The following is a 25485-nucleotide window of genomic DNA, read 5'->3' as shown; positions in this document are numbered from 1 at the left end:
ATGAATGAGGTTAAGGAATATGAAACGCCTGTTGGCATTATTCGGTTTTTATCTGCTTTCTCAGGCGGCTCATGCCGGGCCGCAGATCAATGTCGGGGTGGTGTACGACTACCTCGATGGCGATAAAAGCACCTACCTGAAACGGGTCTTCAACGGTGGCGACAGCACCGCCTTCGTCAAGGTCAATATCCTCGAGATCGTCTATGACGCCGATGGGAAGGCACGGGAAATCCCGCTGACCTCTCAGGCCGACGCCAGCGCCCGTGATGGCTTGATGGCCAGTCCGGCCAGGTTGATCGTGCCCGCCAATGGCATGCAGGGTACGCGGTTGTTGTACATGGGCGAGCGCGATAAAGAGCGTTACTTCCGCGTGCGCTTTGTTCCGGTCGTACCGGAGAAAGAAGATGAGTTCGCGGTGTCCACCGAAGAACGCGAAGACTACAAAAAAGGCCTGTCGGCCGGCGTTAACGTACTGGCTGGCTACGGCACCGTGTTTTTCGTGCGACCCAAGGAGACACGCTTTGACAGCGTGATCGATAACGGCACGGCTAACTATCAGATCCGCAACAACGGCAACACGGTGGTGGTGATCGATGAGTTCAAGGACTGTTCAGTGAAAAGCGAGCAGGAGTGCCAACCCACTACCAAACATCACATTCTGGCCGGTCGGACTTTCCAGTTCGATAAACAGCCAGGCCGTGAGTACCGTTTCAATCTGGTTGAGGGCACACAGACCAAGAGCCTGCGCGTGGCAGGGAAATAACAGTGAAGGCGCTCTTGACCTCAACCCAATGGCCTGCAAGCAACGGTGAAGAAAATGCTTCGTAAATTAGTCATGACGACCGTGTTGGTGATGACATCGGCGTTGGGGCCTGTGGCATTGGCCGCACGCTTCGTCGAGCAGTTTGAAGTGTCGGTCACCATTCCGACGGCGACCTTTTATGTACTGCCTGTCGATCCGCAACTGCTTGAGCGCGAACAGCGCTTGAATTGGAACCCGGTCACTTCAACGCTCAGCCCGCTGCGCGCCAACTTTGATGTGAAGAATATCAATGGCGGGATATCGGCGCGCCTGAGTGAGCGTGCGTACTTGTCCAATGGCCAGGACGAGATCGACTTGAACGTAGCCTTCAACAAAGTCCCCCTGACGATGGACAGCCACCTGGTGGTGGACGACGCCCGGCCGGGCCGCCGGGTGATGCTGGAAATCGCTGCGCTGGAAGGCCCGGACGGCTTCAAGGCCGGCGACTACCACGGCACCGTGCATATGATTTTTGAGGCGATGAGTCCTTGAAAGGGCGTCACCGTATCTTCAGGGGATTTCAATGATGGTAATTATGAAGCGCTTTAGTGGCTGGGAAGGGCGAGTGCGATGGGGCGTTTGTGGGTTGTTGTGGGTGTTGTCCCTGCCGTTGTATGGGGCGTCGGTGGAGGTGACAGCGCGTTTTCGTCCTGATCCGGCCAACCCCATGGTTAACCAGTTTGAAAACACCACGCCGAACCGGGGCGTCTGTGCCGCAAACGCCTCGTATTGCAAGCAACATGGGCTGTCGAGCTTGAATGTGCCTTTGAGCTTCCGGACCGAAGTACCGATCCTGGCCCGGCACAGCGAGCGCGAAGGTCCGATGGTCAAGGTCCCGGCCAACTGGCGGGCGTTGAACGTGGTTCATGAGGCAACGGGTGAAACCCGACAATTGAAAGTACGCATGGCAGCGTTCGGCGCCTCCTACCGGACGCCCATCCCCATCGCCGACATTATTGGTGAGGGCGGCACCTGGCTGGACATCAATAAAAAGCTATGGGGAGGTCGCGTGGCACAGAATGCCAGGGCACCTTGCCTGTCGACAACGGTATATCACGCGACCTATGCCAATGGGGGGTACTTTTTCTGGCGCACGCCTGTCGGAGCCGAAGCTGCTTGTCCTTTGCAATCGGCTTTCGACATTCCGCCCGGTTTCCGATTTGCTGACGGCGGCCTAAACCAGGTGAACTTCGGGTATCAGATCGAAGCGCCCGACCCTCTATCAATGTCCTCGGGCATCTATACCGGCAAGATCGCCTATACGGTCGGACCGAATATGGACATCGACATGGGGGACGTATTACTACCCACCGATACGCTGTTCGAGATCAATTTCACCCTGACGGTCGAGCACACGCTCAAGGTCGAAATCCCGCCCGGCGGCAACCGTATCCAATTGGAGCCCCAGGGCGGCTGGCAAGCCTGGCTCAATCAGGGCCGCAAACCCGCGCGGTTGTTCCGCGACCAGACCTTCAACCTCTCGGCCAGTTCACGTTTCAAGATGCAGCTTGAGTGTGGCACGGGCCAGATTGGCGATACCTGCGTCATGAAAAACGCCGCCGGTGACCAAGTGCCGCTGGAGGTACTGGTGAGCTTGCCCAACGGCCTGACGAATATCGATGGCGGCGCGGTCAACCGCGTGCCGCTAAGGGTCAGCGGCGCGGGGACCGAGCTGTTTCAACCGTCCTTCTATGTCGACCGAAGGCCTGGCACCTTGCATTTCGAAGTGCAAAGGGAAGGTGTGGAAGAAATGCTCAAGCGCGAGGGCGATACCTGGTCGGGCACGGTGTCGGTGATCTGGGATTCGGAAGTGGGTTGAGAGCAGAGCCGATGCTCTGTCGGGTCGAATCACCGTGCCACACGCTTGATTGACATCAACCGGCAAGGCCCTGAAGGCGGATACCTTCAGGGCCGTTCGAACGGTTGATCCATTACTGCCCGGCTTTTTTCAGCGCTGCACGAGTCAGCCTCCGGCTCAGTTCCTGCTCGTCGTATCCGATGTCGCGGTATAACCTTGCATAGACCTCATCGGTCATTTCTGCATCGGTGAAGACCATGCTCTGCGGAACGGAGAGCTGGTTGGCGAGGTCCTTCAGCCGCTCCTTGAGCTGTTGTTTTTTCGTGTCAGGCAACCCTTCGGAATGTGCCCAGTCTTTTTGTGCTAACCGCAACTCATCGAGTCGTTCGGCCTTGCCTTCATATAACCGTGCATTTTCCTTGAATTCGTTTGGGTGAGCATTACGCAAGTATTCTTCCCAGAATGGCTGCTCAAGCATGGCATCGAGCAAGCCATTCCCTTCCTCCAGCGCCAGCACGGTGGTGTACGCCTGATCGATGGCCTTGTCGCTCACGGCGGCGATTTGCTGATAAAGCATGTCCTCCGATTGCCAGGGCAAGCCAAGGCGCGATGCCAGACGGGTCTGATACGCCAGGTAAATTTCCACTTCTTCGGCCCTGCTCGGGCGTGATAGTGCATCGGCCCGGGCAATGTCATTGACCCGTTGCAAGCGCGCGGCGCCCTTGCTCAATTTCACCAGCCGGGCTTCCAGTTCGGCGGCGTAGGTCGAATACGCATACGCCTGTGAGGCGAGCGCCTGCACGCCCATGTTGTTGAATACTTCAGAGCTGGCATCGGCACACGTGGTGGGTTGTTCGGCGGTCTGGAACAGTTTTTCTCGCAGTGGCGTATCCAGATCTGCCGCGTCGATCAGTTCCCAGACTCGACGGGACAAGGCATTGCGGGTAGCGCCTCCGGCTCTGAAATCGGCCGAATGGGTCAGGCTGTCGATGATTCTGAAGAAGCCTTCGCTGTTCGGCTCGTTCATCAGGTTGTCCCAGGCCTCCGCTCTGTAAGTCCCCAAGCCAGGCGAATTCGCCCCCCAAAGCGAGGAGTCATCATCGATCGGCCATTTGGCGCGCGCATTGGCGGCCAGAGGGGCGTAGGTGTTCTGGCGCAGCAAACCCACTGAATCGCGGTATTGGAACAGGATCTGACGCTGGACGTCTGTCAGCGTGTCGATGTCCAGTCGCGCGCGGGCCACCAGTAGTGCGTTCCTTGAACCCTTGATGACCTCGGGGACGGTGTTGATCGGGTTGTTGCGCAGGTCCAGCAAGAACCCCTTTGGACGCTGTTTGCTCAGCAACCCGTCTGGCCAGGCATCGATCCCGGTGTTTGAAAGGTTGAGCACTTTCAGGCGTGGCATGCGCTCGACATTGGGCGGCTGACGCACCGGATTGTTATCGAGCCGCAAGGTCTGCAGGCGTGTCAGATGCTTCAACCGCTCGACCGCCGCGTTGTCCAGCACAATATGGTTGCCGCTCAGACGCAAGGTTTCGAGCAGGTGCATGCTGGCTACGTTTTCCGGCAAACGGGCCAGGTCACAGCGACGTGCGCTGAAGTGGCGTAGCCGGGCAAAGTCTTTCAAAAGCCCCGTGGCGCCCGGTGATAACGCCACCCCATCCAGACTCAAAGTGCTGATCTGTTCGAGATACGGGCGAATGTCGGGCAATGTCTTCCACCAGGACTCCAGGTTGAAACTCAGAAACTCAGTGGACAAGTCCAGAGCGTAGCCCTTGTCGAAGTGCGTACTGCGTTCGCCAAACAAAAGGGGTTTGCGCTGGAAGCATTCCACCAGGCGATCAGCGATGAAAGTAATTTCTCTGGGCTGACGTAGCACAAATTCGGGTTCGAACGGCGTGTGCCTTGTCTTCCATGCGCCAAGAATGTTTTCCAGCTCTGTGATTCCTTGTTTCTCGTTTCTTATCACCTGAACAGGATCGGTGCCAGGGGGTATGGAACGGATAAAATTATAGACTTCGCGCTCACTCAGATGCGGATGCAGATTTCTTAACGCTTGCTCAGCGGTGACTGGCTCTCTGGAAAGTACGGGGCCGCGTAACAGCAGGCTCGTTTCCAGCTCCGCCACTGGACGGATGGAGGGCTCCAGCAAGAGCGTGCGGCGTTCGGCCGGTGCCATGGTCTTGGCCATTATCCATTGTTTGAACGCGTTTCCCTGGCCGAGCCCATAACCCAATGAGCGGCGAGCCCGCTCGGGCAAGGCGCGCAGGAGCGCTTCATGGAAGTCGACCGCGTCGGAAAGCTTGCGATGATGGCCGTCAACAACCTCATAACTGCCGTGCTCGTCACGTAACAGCATTCGCACGTTGGTGGCGTCATCGGGACCGACACTGCAACGCAAAGGACCTTCGGCGGTGCCGTCACGTACTTCCACGCGCAGATCGCGCAAGGCCTCGCTGTTGAATCGCAGCGCGTTGAGCGCCAGGCGCTCGGTGTCGGCGGTCAGTCGTTCGGCCTGGTAAAAGCCCTCGCTGGCGCGTGTCGAGCGGGTTTCAAAAGCACATTCGCGGACGCGGCTCTTGAGATCCAGTGGGAGGCGTTGCTGTGCCTCGACGATGCGCAGATCGTCTTGCCGGGCATTGGCGACAAGGCGTTCGGCGATGATCGTCGGCAGTTCAGGGTATTGCCGCTGCAAGACTTGAATGCGTCGATCGGTACTGCGTGCGTGAGAGCGATAGATGTAATCCGCGATGTCGGCCTTGCGCCCTTCGACCTGGTTGGCCAGGCGATCACGCAGGCGCTGCACCTTCGCCTGTCTGGAGAGTCCCGGTCCGACCAGCGCTTCGAGCTGTTGCTCATCGAGAAACCTGACGACCCGCTCCGGCAACCTGCCGGCCATCACGTCCGCCAGCCCGATCTCCAACGTCCGTTCCGGCCGGGCATTGGCGTTGCCGTAAAGGCGGGACGCGCCGAGCAGGTCGGATCGTTCATACACCCTCAAGGCATGGTCGAACGGCCAGCCCGGCAGTTCGGTGATCAGTTGCTCGAACCAGTGCGATGACGGGTCTATCGGGCTTCCCGAACGAATTTGCGTCGTCGTGGCAGCAACATCTTCCATCGCCCTGAAGCGGTTTACCGTGTCTTCCAGCAATAGCGGCGGCTCGGCGTTTTCAACATGCATGCGCCGCAGTGCGTCTTCTTCGGTGCCGCTGATCAAGCGGATGTTTTCCAGTTGCCTTGTGCTCAAGCCATCGGTCATGTGCCCCAGCCGTTGCATCAGCTTCGGGCCCTCCCAGGTCAACGGGTTTTCACCTTCATGGCGCCAGGCGCCACGACCGTTATGGGCCAGTTTCGGTGCATAGGCTTCGGGGCGGGTGGGGTGTTCAAGTCGATACTGCGCGGTTTGCGGATCCTTTCGAGTCACATAGTGGCGACCTTCCAACGGAAGAATGTCCCGGCCTTGATGGCGATGCAGGCCCAGTCGGTCGGGCCTGGAGTCTGTTGGCAGGGACAGGTCTGGATGGGCGTAGGGTTCGATGTCCGGGTTCCACAGGCGGGTTTCACCGGTGGGCAAACTGACCGGTTGCATGCCCTCGACCAACACGGAAATCTTGAGCCGGAACGCGTCGCCGATGAGCGCCCCGGCCTCAAACGCGGCCCATTGAAGCAAGTCCGTCACGACCCCCACAATGTGATCCGCTGCTTCTGACCATAGTCCCTCGGCCAGGTCCACAGCGCCTTCAATGACATCACTGGTCAGTTGATACGCTGTGTAGACCAGCATGAGTTCGCCCAGCCCGGGAACGAATGGCGTGGCGATCAACAGGGCAACATTGAAAATGTCGGAGACTATTTTTTTGAAATTGTCCCACCAGGCCCACCGGGCCTTGCGATCGGTGTCGGCGGTCGACACGACGATGTCCCGAGCGTCATTGAGAATCTTGTTCAGTTTGTTTTGATAAAGATGTACCCAGAGTTCGCCCGTGATCGGCGCAATGTCGACATTCAATCGCGGGTTATCGATCGGCACATCCCGCCAGCTTGGGCCCGGATCGAACGTTTCCTTTCGATGCCATTTGACCTCGAACAGACGTTGTTGCAGCCCGCCGAAGAAATGCCCGCGTTGCGAATGGTCGATGAACCGGCTGAAAAACTGGCGGTACGTCATCCCGGTGGAAGCGATAAGTGCGTCGTCGCGCAACTGCCGCGTCAGTTCATTCATGAACGCGACGGTCGATGGGTATTGCTTGAGTGGATGTTGTGGATCCTGCGGCACATAAGCGATCACTGGCATCACCTCGTGCGATTGCTCCAGATCCGCAGTGATCAGCACGATGCCGGTCAAGGGGTTGTCGAGAATGGACAGGTCGGCAAATTGCACCGGCTTGCCTTTCCAGGTGGTGTTGCGCTGGCCCTCCAGCATTTCAATGACCCTGTCGCGGGCATCGGCGTCGATATCGCCGGCCACCGTCGCCTGTTCCACGGCGGCTCTGAAAGCGGCTTTCTCGCTTTCAACGATACGGCTTTGGAGCAAATACTTTGCGACGCCATCACGGGGCAGTAACTGTTCTTCCAGGTGTCGGGTGTAGTGGGCGCCGATATCCAGTTCACGGCACAACGCCTGAAACCCTGCGATGGAGAGTTTGTGTTTGATGGGCAAGACATCGAACTGACCATGCTGATCGGGCTGACTGATGAAGTCCGAGTCCGGTTCGCAGGTTTCGCCAAGCGCGAAGTTGTGCAGTGCGGCATCGATCAGCGAAACGGTGCGGGTGACGACACCCCCGGACGTATCGATGACATACCAGGGGCGTTCTTTGGCCAGGTAAAGATGCAAATACGTTTTTTTAACGTCGACATCAATATCCAGTTTCTTCAGCGCATCGGTGAGTAGGGGCTCGGCAAATTCATAAACGTTTTGTAACTCGTCGAGAATACGATCCACCGTGTTGCGGGAAGACCAGAGTTCGAGGCTGGCTTTTTGTAAGCGGGATTGATCGAGTGCGGAGGCTGACTTGATCCAGGGCGCGGGCGCTTTTTCGGCGCGGCCCAGTTCCTGGACATTTCGCAATGAAGTGCTTTGAAAGACCGGATGAATCCGGCTCTTGATGAATTCGTAGTGCCGGCCTTTATGGTCGGTTGTCGACGTACTTCCTTGTAAGTCAGGCATGTTGTTAATAAACCTTGAGCGTTAATGTGAGTCACCAGCCTAACGCCCAGGGCCCAAAGTAAAAGCCGCAATTTCTGTTGCTTGATCAGCGCCTGCACCGCTAATGCATTGGAATTATCCATGCCGAAAATAATTAATTACCACCTGTGCAGCGTAATGGTTCTGTCAACGCCGCGCGACTTCAGTCGGCAAGCAACCTGTTTTGCTGCCGGGTTGCAGGTATGGCATGAGAATCGGTGCCATGCCTTTGAGTACCTGCACCGGCAACGCCGAGGTGAACTTGAAGGCTTCGGCCGTGCGCCCGGGCACGAATGCGGTCAAGGTACCGAAGTGTGAATCGCCAATGTAGAAGACAAACGTCGCCGTCCGGTTGATGGATTTGGAGCTCAGAATCCGCCCGCCTGAACCAATGGCTTCAATGCGGTTGTCCCCTGTGCCCGTTTTTCCACCCATGGCCAACGGTTTGCCATCCGGCGTTACAAAACTGCCGGACACCCGTTTCGCCGTACCGGCATCCACCACTTGCGACAAGGCTTCGCGCATGGCCGTGGCGACTTCGGACGGCATGACCCGTTTGCCGACGTTCGGGTCATTGATCAATTTGGTTTCATACGGTGTGTTGGCTGCGAAGTGCAAGCTGTCGATACGCAGGGTCGGCATGCGCACACCGTCGTTGAGGATGGTGCCGATCAGTTCCGCCAATGCTGCCGGACGGTCGCCGGAGCTGCCGATGGCGGTCGCCAGCGAGGGCACGAGGTGATCGAATGGGTAGCCGACTTTCTGCCAGCGCTGGTGAATGTCGAGGAATGCTTCGATCTCCAGCATGGTGCGGATGCGACTGTCGCGGGCACCCTTGTGCCGGCTTTTGAACAGCCAGCTGTAGACCTCCTGGCGCTCGAACTGGCTGGCTTTGACGATTTCACCCCACTTGGCGTCGGGGTGATTGAGCAGGTAGCCCATCAGCCACAGGTCCAGCGGGTGAACCTTGGCGATGAAGCCCTGGTCCGGCAAGTCGTAGGAGCCAGGGCCGTAGGCTTCGTAGAGCCGTACGAGACGTTCGTCAGTGAGTTTTTCCGTGAGCTTGGCGCCGGTGAGGTGCGAGCGCACGAAGGCGTTGAAGCTTGCCTGACTGGCCCGTGGCAGCAGGTAGCGGTGCACGGCGGCCATGCGGATCGGGGTCGGGCGCATGCTGTCGAGGAAGGTCTCGAGCCGGTCCTGGGTGTCCTTGTTCTTGTACTTCTTCCAGAACTTGAGCAGGAACGAAGTGCCCTCGCTGTCGGCGAATTCGGCCAGGTATTCCTGGCGCCGCGGGTCGCGGTCGTCCTTGAGCAGTTCGGCACTGCTGTTCGGGCCGGAGTAGGTGGTGTAGCGCACCAGGTCACGCATCAGGCGGATGAACGGCAGGTTGATCGACTCGCGCAGGGCGTCGCGCAGTGTCGGTATGCGGCCGTTGTCTTCCTTGCGGAAGTTGTGGAACACATGCAGGCCGCCCCCGGTGAAAAACGCCTCGCCGGGGCTGGCGGAGTATTTGCGGTCCAGGGCTGCGCCGAGCATTTTTTGCAGGTCGCGGTCCTTGTTTTCGATCAGGTAATCGACCGCCCAGCGGCTCAGGCGGTCCTGCTCCGGCACGTCGACTTTCTTCAGTTCCGGGACGGCCATGCCAGCGTATTTGTCGTGCAGCTCGGAGATGATTTGCAGGTAGGTGGTCAGCACGCGCATTTTCGCGGTGGAGCCCAGCTCCAGTTTGCTGCCTTCGTTGATGTCGAATGGCTGGTCGGTGCTGTCGGTCTGCACCCGTACCCGCGAGCCGTCCGGGGTCAGTTCGAACAAGGTGAAGCTGTAGCGCACCTGGGTGGTGCTGGTGGTGGTCAGAAGGCGTTCGCCGATCAGGCCGATTTGCGTGGCAAAAGTGGGGTCGGCGAGTTTTTTCAGGTACTCGGTGGCCTCGGTTTGCAACTCGCCTTGCAGGGTGCTGGTGGCGGACAGGTCGAGGCGGTCGAGGTCATACAGCGGGCGATTGAGCATGCCGGCCAGACGGCTGCGCGCGACACTGATGCCCTTGTTGGTTTCAATCGGCTGAATGGTCGGCTGGGTGGCCCAGTCGCGGTAGGTCAATTTGCTGGCCAGGGCGGCGGCGGCGAGCTGGGCGTTGATCACACTGTTTTGCGCCAGCAGGCGAATATGGCTGTCGGTGAGGTCGGCCAGTTCATCGTGACCCTTGGTCAGGTAATGCGACGGGCGGCGCTGGGCAATCATCAGCGACAGCATTTCACGCAGGGCCAGGCCTTTTTCCGCCATGGTTTTTGGATCGGTCGCAGTGCTGGTCAGGACTTCGTTGGCCTTGCTGAAGTCGGAGCCATACCACACGCGCAAGCCTTCAGCCATGCCATGCACTTCACCGTGGCCCGGTACGGCCGACAGCGGCACGCTGTTGAGGTAGTCGCGAACCACGTTCTGCCGGGCTTCGAGGGTTTGTGGCCCGGCCTGATAGGCGCGTACGGTGGCGGAAATCATCTGGCGAATTTTTTCCGCGCCATTGACCGTCAAGCCATCGGGGGAGTGCCGGTACTTTTCCAGTTGCGTGGCCAGGGTACTGCCACCAGCGGATTGACCGGGCACGTGCAATATCTTGGCCACCTGGGACCACGCCGCCATTCCGAACCGTGGCCAGTCCACCGCCGGGTTGGCCAGGGGTTGTTTGGGGTCCAGCAGGAAGCGGTTCTCGATGAACAACAGGCTGTTGACCACCACCGGCGGGATCGAGGCAAAGGTTGAATAAAGCTGCTGCGGGTAGTTGTACTGGTACAGCGGCGCAGCGCGGCAATCGGTGATCGACAGCCCGGCCTGGATTTTCTCGGCATAAGGCACGAACAGGCCTTTGTCGCTGTACTTCAACAGCGCCGGAGAAAAGCGGGTTTGCGCCTCAACGACGAAATCGCGCTTGATCAAGCGCGGCAGGAATTCATCCAGCGAGCTGTAGCCCAGGCGCCGATCGAACGGACCGTCGCCCGGATAGCGAATCGCATCGCTGGGGCCGGGTTTGAGCTCATAGTTCAGGGACGCGGCGTATTTGCTGACTTCCCGGGCCTGGAACTTCGATGTACGCATTTCCCTCGCAGCCGCCAGCCCCACGACAATCGCGATAATCAACAGCAATAGCCAGAACGCTCCCCATCCGTGTCTGGAACGACGGGGTTTTTCAGGTGGCGGCGCTTCATCCTCACGTTCAGTCGGAACCTCGGTTTTACTCGAATCGGTTTGCCACAAAGCGCCCATAGTCGACTGATCCATTCACGCAGATTGATCGGACTTCACTGAAGCTTAGACGGTGGTTGGCGAAGGTGAAAAAAATGTGAGGGGCAAAATGATGCACGGACTCACCACTAACTGGGCCGGATGGAGCCACTGTGGCGAGGGGGCAAGCCCCCTCGCCACAGTTGTGATAGCAACTGGAGACGGGTGGTGGTCTGTAATGGCTGGAGTAGAGCCTTTTCTAAGGTAAATACGGCTTTGGTAGGGGCATGGCGATGCACCATTGTTGTGCAATACTCCGCGCCATTTAAATGGCGGAAATTCCTACAAGATCCAGGTGAAGCCTCTCCAAAAGTCGCGTTATTGCCGGGGTTTATGGCTGAATTTAGTGGTTTATAGAGTGAATATCTCTGTTGTCAGCTTTTTATACTGCACGACCCGCTGATCTTGCAGGTTTTGTCCTACAGGACGGTTCTGCTTACAAAGCAGACCCGGTTACGCGAAGCAGCTGGCTTATCGGTCGGGGGCTTCAACGCTCAGCGGTCATATCCAACAACAAGATGAGGTACCCCTTATGCCCGTAGGCAATCACCAGCCCAACGGCGAGACCGCTCAGGGCGGTCCGCTTAAACGTGAACTCGGCGAGCGGCATATTCGCCTGATGGCACTCGGTGCCTGTATCGGCGTCGGTCTGTTCCTCGGTTCAGCCAAGGCCATCCAAATGGCCGGCCCCGCCATCATGCTGTCCTACATCATCGGCGGTCTGGCGATCCTGGTGATCATGCGTGCCCTCGGCGAGATGGCCGTGCACAATCCGGTCGCCGGCTCGTTCAGCCGTTACGCCCAAGACTACCTCGGCCCGCTGGCGGGCTTTCTGACCGGCTGGAACTACTGGTTCCTGTGGCTGGTGACCTGCGTCGCGGAAATCACTGCCGTGGCGGTGTACATGGGCATCTGGTTCCCCGATGTACCGCGCTGGATCTGGGCGCTCGCTGCGTTGATAAGCATGGGCTCGATCAATCTGATCGCGGTCAAGGCCTTCGGTGAATTCGAGTTCTGGTTTGCCCTGATCAAGATCGTCACCATCGTTGCGATGGTATTCGGCGGCATCGGCATCATCGCCTTCGGTTTCGGCAACGACGGCGTGGCCCTGGGGATTTCCAACCTGTGGACCCACGGCGGCTTCATGCCCAACGGCATAACTGGCGTGCTGATGTCGCTGCAAATGGTGATGTTCGCCTACCTGGGTGTGGAGATGATCGGCCTGACCGCCGGTGAAGCGAAGAACCCGCAAAAGACCATCCCCAATGCCATCGGCTCGGTGTTCTGGCGGATTCTGCTGTTCTATGTCGGCGCGTTGTTCGTGATCCTGTCGATCTACCCGTGGAACGAAATCGGTACCCAAGGCAGCCCGTTCGTGATGACCTTCGAGCGTCTGGGCATCAAGACCGCCGCCGGCATCATCAACTTCGTGGTGATCACCGCGGCACTGTCGTCCTGCAACGGCGGCATCTTCAGCACCGGGCGCATGCTCTACAGCCTGGCGCAGAACGGCCAGGCCCCGGCGGGGTTCGCCAAGACCTCGAGCAACGGCGTGCCGCGGCGTGCGCTGCTGCTGTCGATCTTCGCCTTGCTGTTGGGCGTGCTGCTGAACTACCTGGTACCGGAGAAGGTCTTTGTCTGGGTGACGTCCATCGCCACCTTCGGCGCGATCTGGACCTGGGTGATGATCCTGTTGGCCCAGCTCAAATTCCGCAAAGGCCTGAGCGCAAGCGAAGCGGCTGGCCTGAAATACCGTATGTGGCTGTACCCGGTCAGCTCTTATCTGGCGCTGGCGTTCCTGGTGCTGGTGGTCGGCCTGATGGCGTACTTCCCGGACACCCGCGTGGCGCTGTATGTGGGACCTGCGTTCCTGGTGCTGCTGACGGTGCTGTTCTACATGTTCAAGCTGCAACCGACGAATGTTTCGCAAGGTGCGGTGCGTTCGGTTTCGTAAGTTGTAATGCCTGAAAGACAAAAGCCCCGGTCGAAATGATCGGGGCTTTTTGGTTTTGAAGATCAACAGATCGCAGCCTGCGGCAGCTCCTACAGGGGAATGCGGTCTGATTTTGTAGGAGCTGCCGCAGGCTGCGATCTTTTGATTGTCTGGTTCAAACGCTTGTTGAACTCAAGCCAGGTCGCCAGCAGTGCCATCAACCCGGCACCCACCAGCGCCGTGAAAATCTGCATGGCAACAGCGTCGTCGGTCAGCGCGTTGACCATGTCCGCCAAAGGCGCCAGCAGCACGCCCAGACAGAAAATCTCCAGCGAGAAACGGCCCATTCGGCAACTTTGCTGCGCGAGCCAGTTTTGCGTCCATCCGCTGTCGGGAATCAGTTTCGCGGTGACGTAGGCCAGTGCGAGGAAATGCAGCAGGCGCACGGGGGACAGGTCGGTCTTGCTGATGGGGTACAGCAGGTTCTTCAGGCTCGCTGGCACCACGGCATCGTGTAGCTCTGGCCAACGCCACAGGACGGTCATCACGCCCGCGGTCACTACGTACAGCGCCGCACTGACAAACAACGGCTGGCGTAGCAGCGGGCGAGTGTCGGGCAGGCGCGGGCGCTGGCTGTGAATCGCAGCGGCACCGCCGAGTACGAACAGCAATTGCCAGGCAACCGGGTTGAAATACCACACGCCGTCCTTGATGGCGGCCAGGTTCCAGCCCGCCAGTGGCACCATCAGATACAGCGCCAATGACATCGCGACCACCACCCAGGCCTTGCGCACCAGTACGGGCAGTACCAGGGGCAAACCTGCCAATAGCACGATGTACAGCGGCAACGGGTCCATCAGGTTCGGCTTGAAGCGCAACAACAGTTCATCGATCAGGGCCTGCTGCGGGTTGCCGATGAAGTGATGCATGCCCATTTCCTCCACCAGGTCCCGTGTTTCCACATGGCTGTTGGCGAAAAACACAATGCCCATCAGCATCGCCAGCAGGAAAATATGCACCACGTAGAGCACCCATGCCCGGCGCAGGATTTTCACGCAGGCGATCAGAAAGCCTTCGCGCGCCAGGACTTTGCCGTACGCCAATACGGACGCGAAACCTGCCAGAAACACGAAAACCTCGGCCGCATCGCTGAAACCGAAGTTGCGCAGGGTGATTTGTCCCAAAGGGTTGTGAGGCACGTGATCCCAAAAGATGAAGATCAGTGCCAGACCACGAAAAAAGTCGATCCGGTGATCGCGTGCTAACGTCATGACAGCTGGCTCGTAACAGCGGGTGAAAATGGGATTGGCCGCGGGCGCAAAGGCCTCGCGCCCAAGCGGCGGCGCGCAGGGTGGACTGATTCGCGGGCAATTGCAAAACCGGGCTATTACCGAATGTCTCGGGCGTTGCCCCAAGGCTCAACCGCTGGTCAGAAAGGTCCAAAAACCTGCGATTTGTGACAGTAGACAGGCTCAAATACTAATGAGTGCAACGTTCTAAAAACGGGAGTCTCACATGAGACTGTTGTGGAAAGGGCTGTCCAGTTACACGGTGATCGGGGTCGCCAACACCCTGATTCACTGGCAGGTCTTTTTCCTGCTGAGCATGGCGGCCGGACTCAGTCAGGCGTTCAGCAACCTGGCAGCCTTCTGCGTGGCTGCGTCGTTTTCCTTCTACATGAACGCGCAATTTACCTTCGCCGCCAGTGCCTCGGTCGGCGGTTATCTGCTGTTTGTTTCGGGCATGGGGGCGTTGAGCCTGGGTGTCGGCCATCTGGGCGACGTCTGGCGATTGCACGGTTTGCTCACCGTGGCCCTGTTTTCGGCATTGAGCCTGGTGTTCGGCTTCCTGTATTCCAAATACGTGGTGTTTCGCGAGTGTGATCGATGAAAATCTCGCTCATTGTCCCGGTGTTCAACGAAGAACAGTCAATCAATCTGTTTTATCAGGCGGTGCGACGGGAGTTGAAGCTCAGCGGTGCCGAAGTCGAGATCGTGTTCATCAACGACGGCAGCTCCGACCGCACGGCCGAACAGGCTACGGCACTGGCCAAGGCGGATGATCAGGTCGTGCTGATCAATTTCTCGCGCAACTTCGGTAAGGAACCGGCACTGTTTGCCGGCCTGGAACACGCCAGCGGCGATGCCGTGATTCCCATGGATGTCGACCTGCAGGACCCGATCAGTGTCATCCCGTTATTGGTCGAGCAGTGGCAAAAGGGCGCCGATGTGGTACTCGCCAAGCGCCGCAATCGGGACGTCGACGGCTACCTCAGGCGTCACAGTGCGTCAATTTTCTACCACGTGCTCAATCGCATCGCCTACACGCGCATCGAGGAAAATGTCGGGGACTTCCGGCTGATGGATCGCAAGGTGGTCGACGTGATCCGTTCCCTGCCCGAGCATCAGTTGTTCATGAAAGGTGTATTGTCGTGGGCCGGGTTCAACACCGTAGTGGTGGAGTTCGAGCGAGCCGGGCGGGTGGCGGGGAGCAGCAAGTTCAATGGCTGGAAGCTATGGAACCTGGCCCTGGAAGGCGTGACCTCGTTCAGCACCGTGCCGCTGCGCTTGTGGACATACGTCGGTGGCGGCATTTCCATTTTCGCGGTGCTTTACGCGGTGTACATGGTGCTGGACAAGATTTTCTTCGGCAACAACGTTCCCGGTTATCCGTCGCTGATGACGGCGATACTGTTTCTCGGCGGCGTGCAACTGATCGGCATCGGCATCCTCGGCGAATACATCGGTCGTATCTATATCGAGGCCAAGCACCGGCCGCGCTACGTGATCAAGGATATCGTCGGTGGCAAAGACCGGGGCGCGCGCTAGCATGGGCCGGTTCAACGACTTCCTCGTTCGCGAGCTCAGCCGGCATCAGGTCTGGCGGTTTTTTCTGTTCGCGACCTTCTTGTATGTCCTGCCATTGATCCTCGCGGACTTCCCCTACATCGATGACAACTGGCGCTCGCTGGCGGCGGGCATGGCCTGGGCTGAACAGGGGCGACTGTTCGCTCAGCTGTTCTACAACGCCCTGACTTTCAGGCATGCCGCGCCGAACATCTTTCCCTTGCCCTTGTTGATCGCCACGCTGGCCATGGCGTCGGCGCTGACCAGCCTGACGTTCCATTACTTCCGCCAGCCCAGCGTCGCTTGCTGCCTGGTGCTGTTGCCGCTCTGGTACAACCCGTTCTTCCTGCAGAACCTGTCTTATCAATACGACGGTCCCGCGACGGCCCTGAGCCTGGTGGCGGTGATCTATGCGATCACCTTTCGTCACCCGTGGCGCAGCGTGCAGTGGCTGGTGCCGTCGTTCCTGATCGCACTGGCGCTGGGGTTGTATCAGATCAGCCTGAATGTGTTCCTGGGCCTGTGTTGCCTGGAGTTGCTCAGGGCCGCCAACGATAAAACCACCCCGGTGCCGTGGCGCGACCTGCTGGGCTGGAAAGCCGCCCAACTGATCCTCGGTGGGTTGATCTACAGCGTCAGTGCAGGTCCGTTCATGGACTCCAATCGCACATTGCTGCTCAATTGGTCGGCGCATCCTCTATTGCAGATCCAGATCAACATTGCCCGGGTCCTGGAAAAAGTCGTGCTGCTGTTCAGTGGTGGATGGCTCTGGGTATTCGGCGGGTTGCTGCTGTTGGCGATGGCCGGGGCGGTGCGGCTGGGACTGAACGTAGCGGCGCGTCAGGACGGTGGACCGAAGAAACTGTTGATCGGCCTGATGTGTTTGCTGACATTGCCGGTGGTGACGCTGCTGGTGTCCGGAGTCGCGTTGTTTTTCCGCGACTTCAACGAAGGCGCCCGCACCTTGATGGGCTTCGCCGTGCTGCTGGTGCTGCTGTGCTATTTGAGTCATCTGGCGCTGGCGTCGATCCATGAACGACTGCCACTGTTGTTGATCATTCCGCTGCTGGCGATGTTGTCGCTGTCGTTCGCCTATGGCCGGGTGCTGACCGTGCAGAAAACCTTTGCGTCCACGGCGCTGGCCAGCCTTGCGTACGACATCGCCAGCCATCAGTCGCTGCGCGAGGCCAGGCGGATCTACATCTCGGTGAGTTATTCCGACTACTGGTTAGTGGCGGCAGCTGGCTCATTCAAGCAGCTGCCGGTGCTGCACTACTTGCTCAATACCGACTATTACATGCTGGCCGAGAATCTGCCGAAAGCGGGGATCACCAACGTGGTGGCGGAGCGGGAGCGGCGCAACGCGACGCGGGTGGGTTATCAGGGCTATCCGCCGCTGGTGGACAGCCAGTACTACCGGATTTACCTGATCGGTGATTACGGTTTTATCGTGATGAAGGAGCCGACCCCGAGCAAAACGCTACGTTGGTGAATCTGAAGGGTCGTGAAAAGTGTCGACATCGTCAGCATTGCCGCTGGTCTGAAATCCTTGCCAACCTGTTATTTCTGTCAGTAGACCGCTGTTGAGGTATCACTTAGCTTGAGTCCACCTGAAACAGGGATATTGGCGGGAGCCGGCATGAAAGCTTTGTGGAAGGGATTTTCTACCTATGCGGTGATCGGGCTGGTCAATACGTTCATTCATTGGCAGGCTTTTTTTGTACTCGTCAATGCTGCCGAGTTGACCCAAGCCACCAGTAATTTTGCGGCGTTTTGTGCCGCTGCGTCATTCTCCTTCTATGCGAATGCCCTTTATACATTTGATGCAAAGGTATCGATATTGCGATACCTGCTGTTTGTTTGCGTCATGGGTGTATTGAGTTTCGGCGTCGGTTTTCTTGCTGATCAGTGGCGCATTCATGGACTGCTGACTGTCACCACGTTTTCGTTGTTGAGCCTGTTTTGCGGGTTCTTGTTTTCGAGCTTCGTAGGGTTTTGCGAGCGCAAGGCATGAAGGTTTCGCTGATTGTCCCTGTGTTCAATGAAGAGCAGGCTATCGGGGTGTTCTATCAGGCCGTGCGTCATGATCCGAGTTTGCGCGAACACCGCATTGAAATCGTGTTTATCAATGATGGCAGTACTGACGGAACATCCGATCTGGCCCATACGATTGCCTTGGTTGACACCGATGTGGTGGTGATCAGTTTCTCGCGCAACTTCGGCAAGGAACCTGCCTTGTTTGCCGGGTTGGAACATGCAACGGGCGATGCCCTAATTCCCATGGATGTGGATCTGCAGGACCCAATCTGTGTCATCTCGCGGCTCATCGAAGAGTGGATCAATGGGGCTGACGTGGTGCTGGCAAAACGACGAAACCGTTTGACCGACAGCTATTTCAAACGTCAATTCGCGAGCCTGTTCTATCGACTACTCAACCAGATTGCATCGACCCGCATCGAGGAAAATGTTGGCGACTTTCGCTTGATGGATAGAAAAGTCGTTGAGGTCATCAAGAGCCTTCCGGAACAGCAGTTATTCATGAAAGGTGTGCTGTCATGGGCAGGATTCAACACAAAAGTCATTGAGTACGATCGCGCTCCACGGGTGGCTGGAAAAAGTAAGTTCAATTTCTGGAAGCTATGGAATCTGGCACTTGAGGGCATCACTTCGTTCAGTACTGTACCGTTGCGCGTATGGTCCTACATCGGCGGTATCATCTCCCTGATAGCGCTTTTGTATGCGGCTTACATGGTTCTGGACAAGGTGCTGTTTGGCAATAACGTGCCGGGGTACCCGTCTCTGATGACCGCCATTTTGTTTTTGGGGGGCGTACAGCTGATTGGTATTGGCATTCTGGGTGAATACATCGGGCGTATTTACATGGAGTCCAAGCATCGGCCCCGGTACGTGATTAAGGAAATCACCAGAAGTATTAATGAACCGGTAGATCGATCTTCAATGGAGAGAATCCCATGAGCGAGATGGATCGCTTAGTCGATGTTCAGGTGAGACCGCAACACCTGGTTGCCTACAGTCCAGTCCTCATGTTGATCATGCTCGCTCTTATTGGCTGTATTGGTCAGGGGGGGAGTGGCGAATCGGTCTTGTTTCCGGTTCGAAAGTGGTTGTTGGTCAATGTCTCTATTGTTGTGCTGTATTTGCCCTGGCTTCCGAATTTCATTCGCCAAGCTTCAGGGATGAAAGGTCTCGAATGGATACCACCTACCACGTGGGATATGTTGCCTGGCCTCGTCTCGCAATACACGGTGATGATATCGGCGTCTGAGGGTGGTTTGTGGGCATCGCTGATCGTTTCGGCTTTGATGATCATCTGCTCTGTGTTGGCATTGGGTCTTTGGCGCGATGATCAACGGGTGATCTTACTGTTGATTGGTTACTTCTTTGTGCCGGTCATCACGCTGTTTTTTTGTCGTGGGGCGTCCCGTTTTTCTATCCCAGGTATTTGGTGTTTGCCGCAGTCAGTTTGCCCCTGATCGTCGCAATTGCTCTGGATCGTTTGGCTGAGCGCTCACTGGTTGTTGCGGTCGTTTGTTTGAGTGTTTTTGTTGCGGGTGAAGTACATGGATTGTTGAAGGTATATCTGCAGAAAAATGAAATGAGCGGAAGCTACACCCAAACATCGGCCAGGCTGGACATTGTGGTGAATGGACTCAAGCACTATGCCGTGAGCGGTGACGAGATTGTTGTGGACGGATTGTTCTGGTACTTGCCGTTTTGTTATTACAACACCACGGGAATTCGGCCGAGGCTATACATTTCCAGGTCATCAACAGGTGTGCCGGAAGGTCCTCGCGATTTTGGCGGCTGGCTTCTGATCCCTCCGCGTAAGGACTGGATTTTTTTTAATGATGTTTCAACGGTAAAGCTCAACTCTAAAAGAGTCTGGTGGGTGACTGCCGGTAAGCCAAAATCGGAAGCTGTCATGACATTTCCCTCAGGGTGGAAGCAAATGCTGACACTCAAGGGCGGGGACGCCGAGGCGCGCCTCTTTATTCTGAGTGGTGAGCGCTGAAGTCGTCCCAAGCCTTCAGCGCTGGAGCTAACGTCAGGCAGCGGCTATTTCATTAGGCTCAAAACTATCCGCCCGCGCCATCTGCCACATCCGCGAGTAAAACTCGCCATTCACCTCACCGGTCAGCAACTCCCCTGGTTTGAGGAACACGTGCAACTGCGAGAACAGCTTGATCTCGGTCGCCGACATGCGTCGCACCAGATGCTTGGCGGACAACTGCGACGGATGTTCGAGGCCGGCGGCGGCGAGCATTTCCGCCAGGGCCTTGAGGGTGTTGCGGTGGAAGTTGAACACGCGCTGGGCCTTGTCCGGCACCACCAGCGCGCGCTGGCGCAGGGTGTCCTGGGTGGCGACGCCGGTCGGGCATTTGTTGGTGTGGCAGCTCTGTGACTGGATGCAGCCGATGGCGAACATGAAGCCGCGCGCCGAGTTGGCCCAGTCGGCGCCGATGGCCAGCACGCTGGCGATGTCGAAGGCGCTGACGATCTTGCCGCTGGCGCCGAGTTTGATCTTGTCCCGCAGGTTCAGGCCCACCAAGGTGTTGTGCACGAACAGCAGGCCTTCGCGCATCGGCACGCCGATGTGGTCGGTGAACTCCACGGGTGCGGCGCCGGTGCCACCTTCCTTGCCGTCAACGACGATGAAGTCTGGGAGGATGCCAGTCTCCAGCATGGCCTTGGCGATGCCCATGAACTCCCACGGATGGCCGAGGCAGAACTTGAAGCCCACCGGTTTGCCGCCGGACAGCTCGCGCAGTTGTGCGATGAAATGCATCATTTCGATCGGCGTGGAAAACGCAGTGTGGCGCGACGGTGACACGCAGTCCTCGCCCATCGGGATGCCGCGGGTTTCGGCGATTTCCTTGGTGACCTTGTGCTTGGGCAGGATGCCGCCATGGCCGGGCTTGGCGCCCTGGCTCATCTTGATTTCGATCATCCGCACCTGCGGCGTCCGGGCTTGCGCCGCGAAGCGTTCCGGGTCGAAGCGACCGTCGCTGGTGCGGCAGCCAAAGTAACCGCTACCCAGTTCCCAGGTCAGGTCGCCACCGTTTTCCCGGTGATAGGGGCTGATACTGCCTTCGCCTGTGTCATGGGCAAAGTTGCCGAGTTTGGCGCCCTGGTTCAACGCGCGGATGGCGTTGGCGCTGAGGGAGCCGAAACTCATGGCCGAGATATTGAACACCGATGCCGAATACGGCTGGGTGCATTGCGGCCCGCCGACGGTGACCCGGAAACTGCTCGGGTCGCTCAATGGCGCCGGGCGCATGGAATGGCCGATGAATTCGAAACCCGACTGATACACGTCAATCAGCGTGCCGAAGGGTTTGTCGGCGGTTTCATTCTTGGCCCGGGAATAGACCAGCGAGCGCTGGGCGCGGGAGAAGGGCAGGGCGTCGCTGTCGGATTCGAGCAGGTACTGGCGGATTTCCGGGCGGATGCCTTCGACCAGGTAGCGGATATTGCCGAGGATCGGGTAATTGCGGCGCACCGCGTGGGGGCTTTGCAGCAGATCGAACAGGCCGATCAGGCTGAGGACAGCGGTGACGGCGGTGATCGGCCAGAGCCAGTCGTATTCAAGAAACGGCAGGCTGGCGAGAGAGAAGATCACGCAGACGGCAAAGAAGGCGTAGCGGCTCAGGAGTGACAGGCTCATACGGTTTCCTTGGGTTCGGACTCGGGTTTAAAGATCGCAGCCTTCGGCAGCTCCTACAAGGGAATGCGATCCATGTAGGAGCTGCCGAAGGCTGCGATCTTTTCAGGCATTTTGTGCCTGCAGAAAAATCGAAAACAGCTCGGACTGGGACTTGATCCCCAGCTTGCTGTACATGTGTTTCTTGTGGACTTTCACGGTTTCGACCGAGATTTCCAGCTTTCGAGCGATTTCTTTACTGGAGCAACCGCTGAGCATCAAACGCCCGACATCCAGCTCCCGGGCCGTCAACTGCGCGCCTTTGAGTTGCTGCACCGAGGCCTCCAACTGTACCCGCCAATCAGCTTGCGGTGGTGCGGGGGCCAGGGCCACGACTTCGTTGATTTCATAGGGTAGACGCTGGCGCAACAGGCCGAGCACCCACGGCTGAATCAACGACAACAAGGCGATCTGCTGGCCGCTGAAGCGCTGCGTGCTGCCCAGGGACAGGCACAGCGTGCGGTCGCCTTCGAGCTGACAATTGAACTGGATTTCATCGGCCACCACATTCAGACGAAAGTAGCGCTGGTAATACTCGGTCAGCTCGAAGTGCTCCGGGGCCACTTCGGACAGGCGATACAACCCGGTGCGCGATTGCTCGCGGCAGGCGATGTAGAACGGGTCGAGCAGGTACAGCCCACGCAGGTAATCCTGGAACAGTTGATCAGGGCTGCCGTCCTCGCCGGGGCACTCGGCAAACACCTGCGGGCGCTGGTCGGCGCTGAAAAGCAGGGCCACCCAGCTGTCGAAGGACACGTACTGGTCCAGCAACCGGACAAGCTGGGTCCAGAAATTAGGCTTGTCCAGGGCGTCGATCAGTTGCCCCACCGAGCGATGCCAGGCGATGTCATCCAACGAGAGTGTCATGCATCTACCCCTATCGTGTTACCCCAGCGGCGTAATTCCCCGCCCGGGTGCTTGCTGCGCATACTGGCGCACAGACACCGACCGGGCAATCTTTCTGCCGCCCGGCCCATGACAAGGAATACCTATGAAGGTCGAACTCGCCCAATTGGCAGGCCGTGACAACGACACGGCCTACAACCTCGAACGCACCCTGGCGGCGATGGCTGCGTGTGCTGTCGATACGCAACTGATCCTGTTCCCTGAAGGCCACTTGATGGGCTTCCCTTCGGCGGAGTCCGTGGCCGAGGTGGCGGAGGCGCTGGACGGCCCGTCCGTCAGTGCGGTGATCGCCGCCGCCCGCCAGCGCAATATCGCCGTGGCCATCGGCATGGCCGAGAACGACAACGGCCGCTTCTACAACACCACGTTGCTGATCACTCCTGAAGGCATCGCGCTGAAATACCGCAAGACTCACTTGTGGGCCTCGGATCGCGGTGTCTACGAGGCGGGCGATCGCTATGCCACCTGCCTGTTCAACGGCGTGCGCGTGGGCCTGCTGATTTGCTACGACATCGAATTCCCCGAAAGCGCCCGCGCCCTGGCGCAACTGGGGGCCGAACTGTTGATCGTCACCAACGGCAATATGGACCCGTACGGCCCGACCCACCGCACCGCGATCATGGCCCGCGCCCAGGAAAACCAGGCGTTTGCGCTGATGGTCAACCGGGTGGAAGAGGGTGACGGTGGATTGCTGTTTGCCGGCGGGAGCGCATTGGTCGATCCGCTGGGCACCTTGTTGTTCGAAGCCGGACGCGAGGAAGGGCAGTTTGCGGTCGAACTGGACCTGACCCGGCTGACGGCGGCGCGCCAGGATTATCGCTATCTGGATGATCAGCGGCTGAGGTTGCCGGGGGAGAGGGTTGAGCATGCGTCCGGGTTACGGGAGCTGCTGATTCCCAAGGGCTGAAGATCAAAAGATCGCAGCCTGCGGCAGCTCCTACATTGATCACGGTCCCCTGTAGGAGCTGCCGCAGGCTGCGATCTTTTAACGATTTATCTGACTCAACGCCAAAGAACAACAACGCAACACCCGTAATTTGCGCCGAACTCGGCTCTGCCATAAATCCAATAAAATTCGGAGTAGTCGCTCATGGCTCGTTTGCAACGCACCCTGTCACTGGGGTCGGTGGTGCTGTTTGGCATCGCCTACATGACGCCGATCATTGTGCTCGGCACCTTTGGCATCCTCGCCCAATCCACCGCCGGCATGGTGCCGGCCGCGTACCTCGCGGCGCTGGTGGCGATGTTTTTCACCGCCATGAGCTACGGGCGCATGGCCTCGGCGTTCCCGGTGGCCGGCTCGGCCTACAGCTATGTGCGCAAGGCCATCAGCCCGAAACTCGGGTTCATCGCCGGTTGGGCGGTGCTGCTCGATTACCTGTTCCTGCCCATGGCGATCTGGCTGATCGGCGCGGCTTACCTCAACTCCGCTTTCCCGGCAGTGCCACAGTGGATCTGGGTGCTGGCGTTCATCGGTATCACCAGCGCGATCAACATCGTCGGCCTGAAACTGGCGAACGGCATCAACGCCTTGCTGATGCTGGTGCAGTTCCTGGTGCTGGTCGCCTTCGTCGCGTTGTGCGTGCATTACGTCGGCGGTGATGCGAGCGCGCCGTTGTGGTCGATCAAGCCGTTCTTCAATGGCGACATGCAGATGCCGTTGATCATGAGCGGCGCGGCCATTGCCTGTTACTCGTTCCTCGGCTTCGACGCCGTCAGCACCCTGACCGAAGAAACCCGCGACCCGCGCCGTACCATTCCCCGGGCGATCATGCTGATCACCCTGATTGGCGGGCTGATTTTCGTCGGCGTGTCGTACTTCGTGCAGATCGCTCATCCGTCGTTCCAGTTCGACAACGTGGACTCGGCGGCCTACGAAATTGCCCGCAACATCGGTGGCGACCTGTTCGTGTCGATCTTCCTGATCGGTCTGATCGTCGGCCAGTTCGCCTCGGGGCTGTCGGCCCAGGCCAGCGGTTCTCGGCTGCTATACGCCATGGGCCGCGACGGCGTGTTGCCAAAAGCGTTTTTCGGCACCTTGCACGAGCGCTTCGGCACGCCGATCAACAGCATCCTGCTGTGCGCGGTGGTGGCGTTGCTGGCACTGAAACTGGACGTCACCACCTCGACCTCGTTCATCAATTTCGGCGCGTTCCTGGCGTTCAGCCTGGTCAACCTGTCGGTGATCTTCCATTACTGGATCGGTGGCGAGAAAAAAGGCCCACACGAATTCGTGCTGTTCCTGCTGTTCCCGTTCATCGGCCTGGCGGCGGACTTGTGGCTGATGGTCAGCCTCGATCATCTGGCGGTTTATCTGGGGTTGAGCTGGCTGGCGATTGGCGTGGTGTACCTGGCGGTGTTGACCGGCGGTTTCCGTCGGCAGCCGCCGGAGATGGATTTCCAAGAGGCTGTATGACACCGTTGTAGGAGCTGCCGAAGGCTGCGATCTTTTGACTTTGTTTTTTAGAGATCAAAAGATCGCAGCCTGCGGCAGCTCCTACGCGAGGCTTTTGATCTCAACAGGCGGACATGTGATCCTTGGCGTTTTTGAGCCAAAGGCCTTTTGTTCATGTCGACGTTTTCCATGCCAGCCTCCGGGACTATCCGCATCGCCGCTGCCTTGTTGATCGGCCCTGACGGCCGCACGTTGCTGGTACGCAAGCGCGGCACCACGGCGTTCATGCAGCCGGGTGGCAAGATCGAGCCCCATGAATTGCCGGTTCACGCCCTGGCCCGGGAGCTGGAAGAAGAACTGGGTCTGGACATCGACCCGGCGCAGGCCGTTTACCTCGGCCACTTCTCGGCACCGGCCGCCAACGAACCGGGTTTTGTCGTCCACGCCGAACTCTTTCAGCTGAATATTGATTCAGACGTCACTCCGGCGGCGGAGATCGAAGAAGTGATCTGGATCGACCCGGCCACCGATGGCGGTGTCAGCCTGGCGCCATTGACACGGGACCTGATCCTGCCGTTTTATCGGGCATCGCTGACCGCGATCGCCTGATCATTACGCA

The 25485-nt window shown here is 58.4% G+C and carries 19 protein-coding genes; 14 read left to right on the top strand and 5 right to left on the bottom strand.

What is annotated here, in order from left to right; genetic code table 11:
- Window positions 1-19: 19 nt before the first annotated feature.
- From AC1D19_RS17835 to AC1D19_RS17825, 3 genes are all read left to right on the top strand, one after another.
- Complete coding sequence (locus AC1D19_RS17835; RefSeq protein ID WP_477763950.1) at window positions 20-763, top strand: molecular chaperone; 744 nt, start codon at window positions 20-22, stop codon at window positions 761-763.
- Window positions 764-817: 54 nt separating this feature from the next.
- Entirely contained in the window at window positions 818-1294 is a 477-nt protein-coding gene (locus AC1D19_RS17830) for a CS1 type fimbrial major subunit (RefSeq protein ID WP_477763949.1), read from the top strand.
- A gap of 103 nt (window positions 1295-1397) precedes the next feature.
- A complete protein-coding gene (locus AC1D19_RS17825; RefSeq protein ID WP_477763957.1) occupies window positions 1398-2621 on the top strand; it encodes a hypothetical protein in 1224 nt (407 codons plus the stop codon).
- A gap of 112 nt (window positions 2622-2733) precedes the next feature.
- Here the strand turns inward: AC1D19_RS17825 and AC1D19_RS17820 are convergent, their stop codons facing one another.
- The gene (locus AC1D19_RS17820; protein ID WP_477763948.1) at window positions 2734-7770 is read right to left on the bottom strand and encodes an NEL-type E3 ubiquitin ligase domain-containing protein; all 5037 of its coding nucleotides are present in this window, start codon (window positions 7768-7770) and stop codon (window positions 2734-2736) included.
- Window positions 7771-7935: 165 nt separating this feature from the next.
- On the bottom strand, window positions 7936-11046 hold the full coding sequence (locus tag AC1D19_RS17815; protein ID WP_477763947.1) for a transglycosylase domain-containing protein: 3111 nt from the start codon (window positions 11044-11046) through the stop codon (window positions 7936-7938).
- Between the two features lie 550 nt (window positions 11047-11596).
- On the opposite strand from AC1D19_RS17815, the gene AC1D19_RS17810 reads away from it, so the two are divergent.
- The gene (locus AC1D19_RS17810; protein WP_477763946.1) at window positions 11597-13018 is read left to right on the top strand and encodes an amino acid permease; all 1422 of its coding nucleotides are present in this window, start codon (window positions 11597-11599) and stop codon (window positions 13016-13018) included.
- An 89-nt stretch (window positions 13019-13107) separates the two neighbouring features.
- On the opposite strand, the gene AC1D19_RS17805 is transcribed toward AC1D19_RS17810, so the two are convergent.
- On the bottom strand, window positions 13108-14268 hold the full coding sequence (locus AC1D19_RS17805; protein ID WP_477763945.1) for an OpgC family protein: 1161 nt from the start codon (window positions 14266-14268) through the stop codon (window positions 13108-13110).
- A gap of 244 nt (window positions 14269-14512) precedes the next feature.
- Between AC1D19_RS17805 and AC1D19_RS17800 the strand changes: the two genes are divergently transcribed.
- The 7 genes from AC1D19_RS17800 (at window position 14513) to AC1D19_RS17770 (ending at window position 19876) form a co-directional block, all read left to right on the top strand.
- Entirely contained in the window at window positions 14513-14887 is a 375-nt protein-coding gene (locus AC1D19_RS17800) for a GtrA family protein (protein ID WP_477763944.1), read from the top strand.
- Window positions 14884-15825, top strand: coding sequence for a glycosyltransferase family 2 protein (locus tag AC1D19_RS17795; protein WP_477763943.1), 942 nt, complete (start codon window positions 14884-14886; stop codon window positions 15823-15825). Before AC1D19_RS17800 ends, AC1D19_RS17795 begins: the two co-directional genes overlap by 4 nt.
- 1 nt (window position 15826) lies before the next feature.
- Window positions 15827-17335 (top strand): glucosyltransferase domain-containing protein, encoded by a 1509-nt coding sequence (locus tag AC1D19_RS17790; protein ID WP_477763942.1) that lies wholly within the window; start codon window positions 15827-15829, stop codon window positions 17333-17335.
- A gap of 147 nt (window positions 17336-17482) precedes the next feature.
- Window positions 17483-17857 carry a GtrA family protein gene (locus AC1D19_RS17785; RefSeq protein WP_477763941.1) on the top strand — a complete coding sequence of 125 codons (375 nt, stop codon included), beginning with the start codon at window positions 17483-17485 and terminating at the stop codon, window positions 17855-17857.
- The gene (locus tag AC1D19_RS17780) at window positions 17854-18819 is read left to right on the top strand and encodes a glycosyltransferase family 2 protein (protein ID WP_477763940.1); all 966 of its coding nucleotides are present in this window, start codon (window positions 17854-17856) and stop codon (window positions 18817-18819) included. The genes AC1D19_RS17785 and AC1D19_RS17780 overlap by 4 nt, the downstream gene beginning before the upstream one ends.
- The gene (locus AC1D19_RS17775; protein ID WP_477763939.1) at window positions 18816-19337 is read left to right on the top strand and encodes a hypothetical protein; all 522 of its coding nucleotides are present in this window, start codon (window positions 18816-18818) and stop codon (window positions 19335-19337) included. The genes AC1D19_RS17780 and AC1D19_RS17775 overlap by 4 nt, the downstream gene beginning before the upstream one ends.
- Window positions 19310-19876, top strand: coding sequence for a hypothetical protein (locus AC1D19_RS17770; protein ID WP_477763938.1), 567 nt, complete (start codon window positions 19310-19312; stop codon window positions 19874-19876). The genes AC1D19_RS17775 and AC1D19_RS17770 overlap by 28 nt, the downstream gene beginning before the upstream one ends.
- A 33-nt stretch (window positions 19877-19909) precedes the next feature.
- Here the strand turns inward: AC1D19_RS17770 and AC1D19_RS17765 are convergent, their stop codons facing one another.
- Together AC1D19_RS17765 and AC1D19_RS17760 are read right to left on the bottom strand one after the other, a co-directional pair.
- Window positions 19910-21529 carry an FMN-binding glutamate synthase family protein gene (locus AC1D19_RS17765; protein WP_477763937.1) on the bottom strand — a complete coding sequence of 540 codons (1620 nt, stop codon included), beginning with the start codon at window positions 21527-21529 and terminating at the stop codon, window positions 19910-19912.
- 102 nt (window positions 21530-21631) lie between these two features.
- A complete protein-coding gene (locus AC1D19_RS17760; protein WP_007985741.1) occupies window positions 21632-22432 on the bottom strand; it encodes a helix-turn-helix transcriptional regulator in 801 nt (266 codons plus the stop codon).
- A 124-nt stretch (window positions 22433-22556) separates the two neighbouring features.
- Here AC1D19_RS17760 and AC1D19_RS17755 point away from each other — a divergent pair, with 124 nt between their 5' ends.
- The 3 genes from AC1D19_RS17755 (at window position 22557) to AC1D19_RS17745 (ending at window position 25475) form a co-directional block, all read left to right on the top strand.
- The gene (locus AC1D19_RS17755; RefSeq protein WP_477763936.1) at window positions 22557-23378 is read left to right on the top strand and encodes a carbon-nitrogen hydrolase family protein; all 822 of its coding nucleotides are present in this window, start codon (window positions 22557-22559) and stop codon (window positions 23376-23378) included.
- A gap of 183 nt (window positions 23379-23561) precedes the next feature.
- A complete protein-coding gene (locus AC1D19_RS17750; protein WP_477763935.1) occupies window positions 23562-24887 on the top strand; it encodes an APC family permease in 1326 nt (441 codons plus the stop codon).
- 153 nt (window positions 24888-25040) lie between these two features.
- The gene (locus tag AC1D19_RS17745) at window positions 25041-25475 is read left to right on the top strand and encodes an NUDIX hydrolase (protein WP_477763934.1); all 435 of its coding nucleotides are present in this window, start codon (window positions 25041-25043) and stop codon (window positions 25473-25475) included.
- Window positions 25476-25485 lie beyond the last annotated feature (10 nt).

Source organism: Pseudomonas sp. P1_C12 (genome assembly GCF_056406435.1).
The sequence above is the reverse complement of the archived record's forward strand: the minus strand, read 5'-3'. Positions and strand labels throughout refer to the sequence as shown.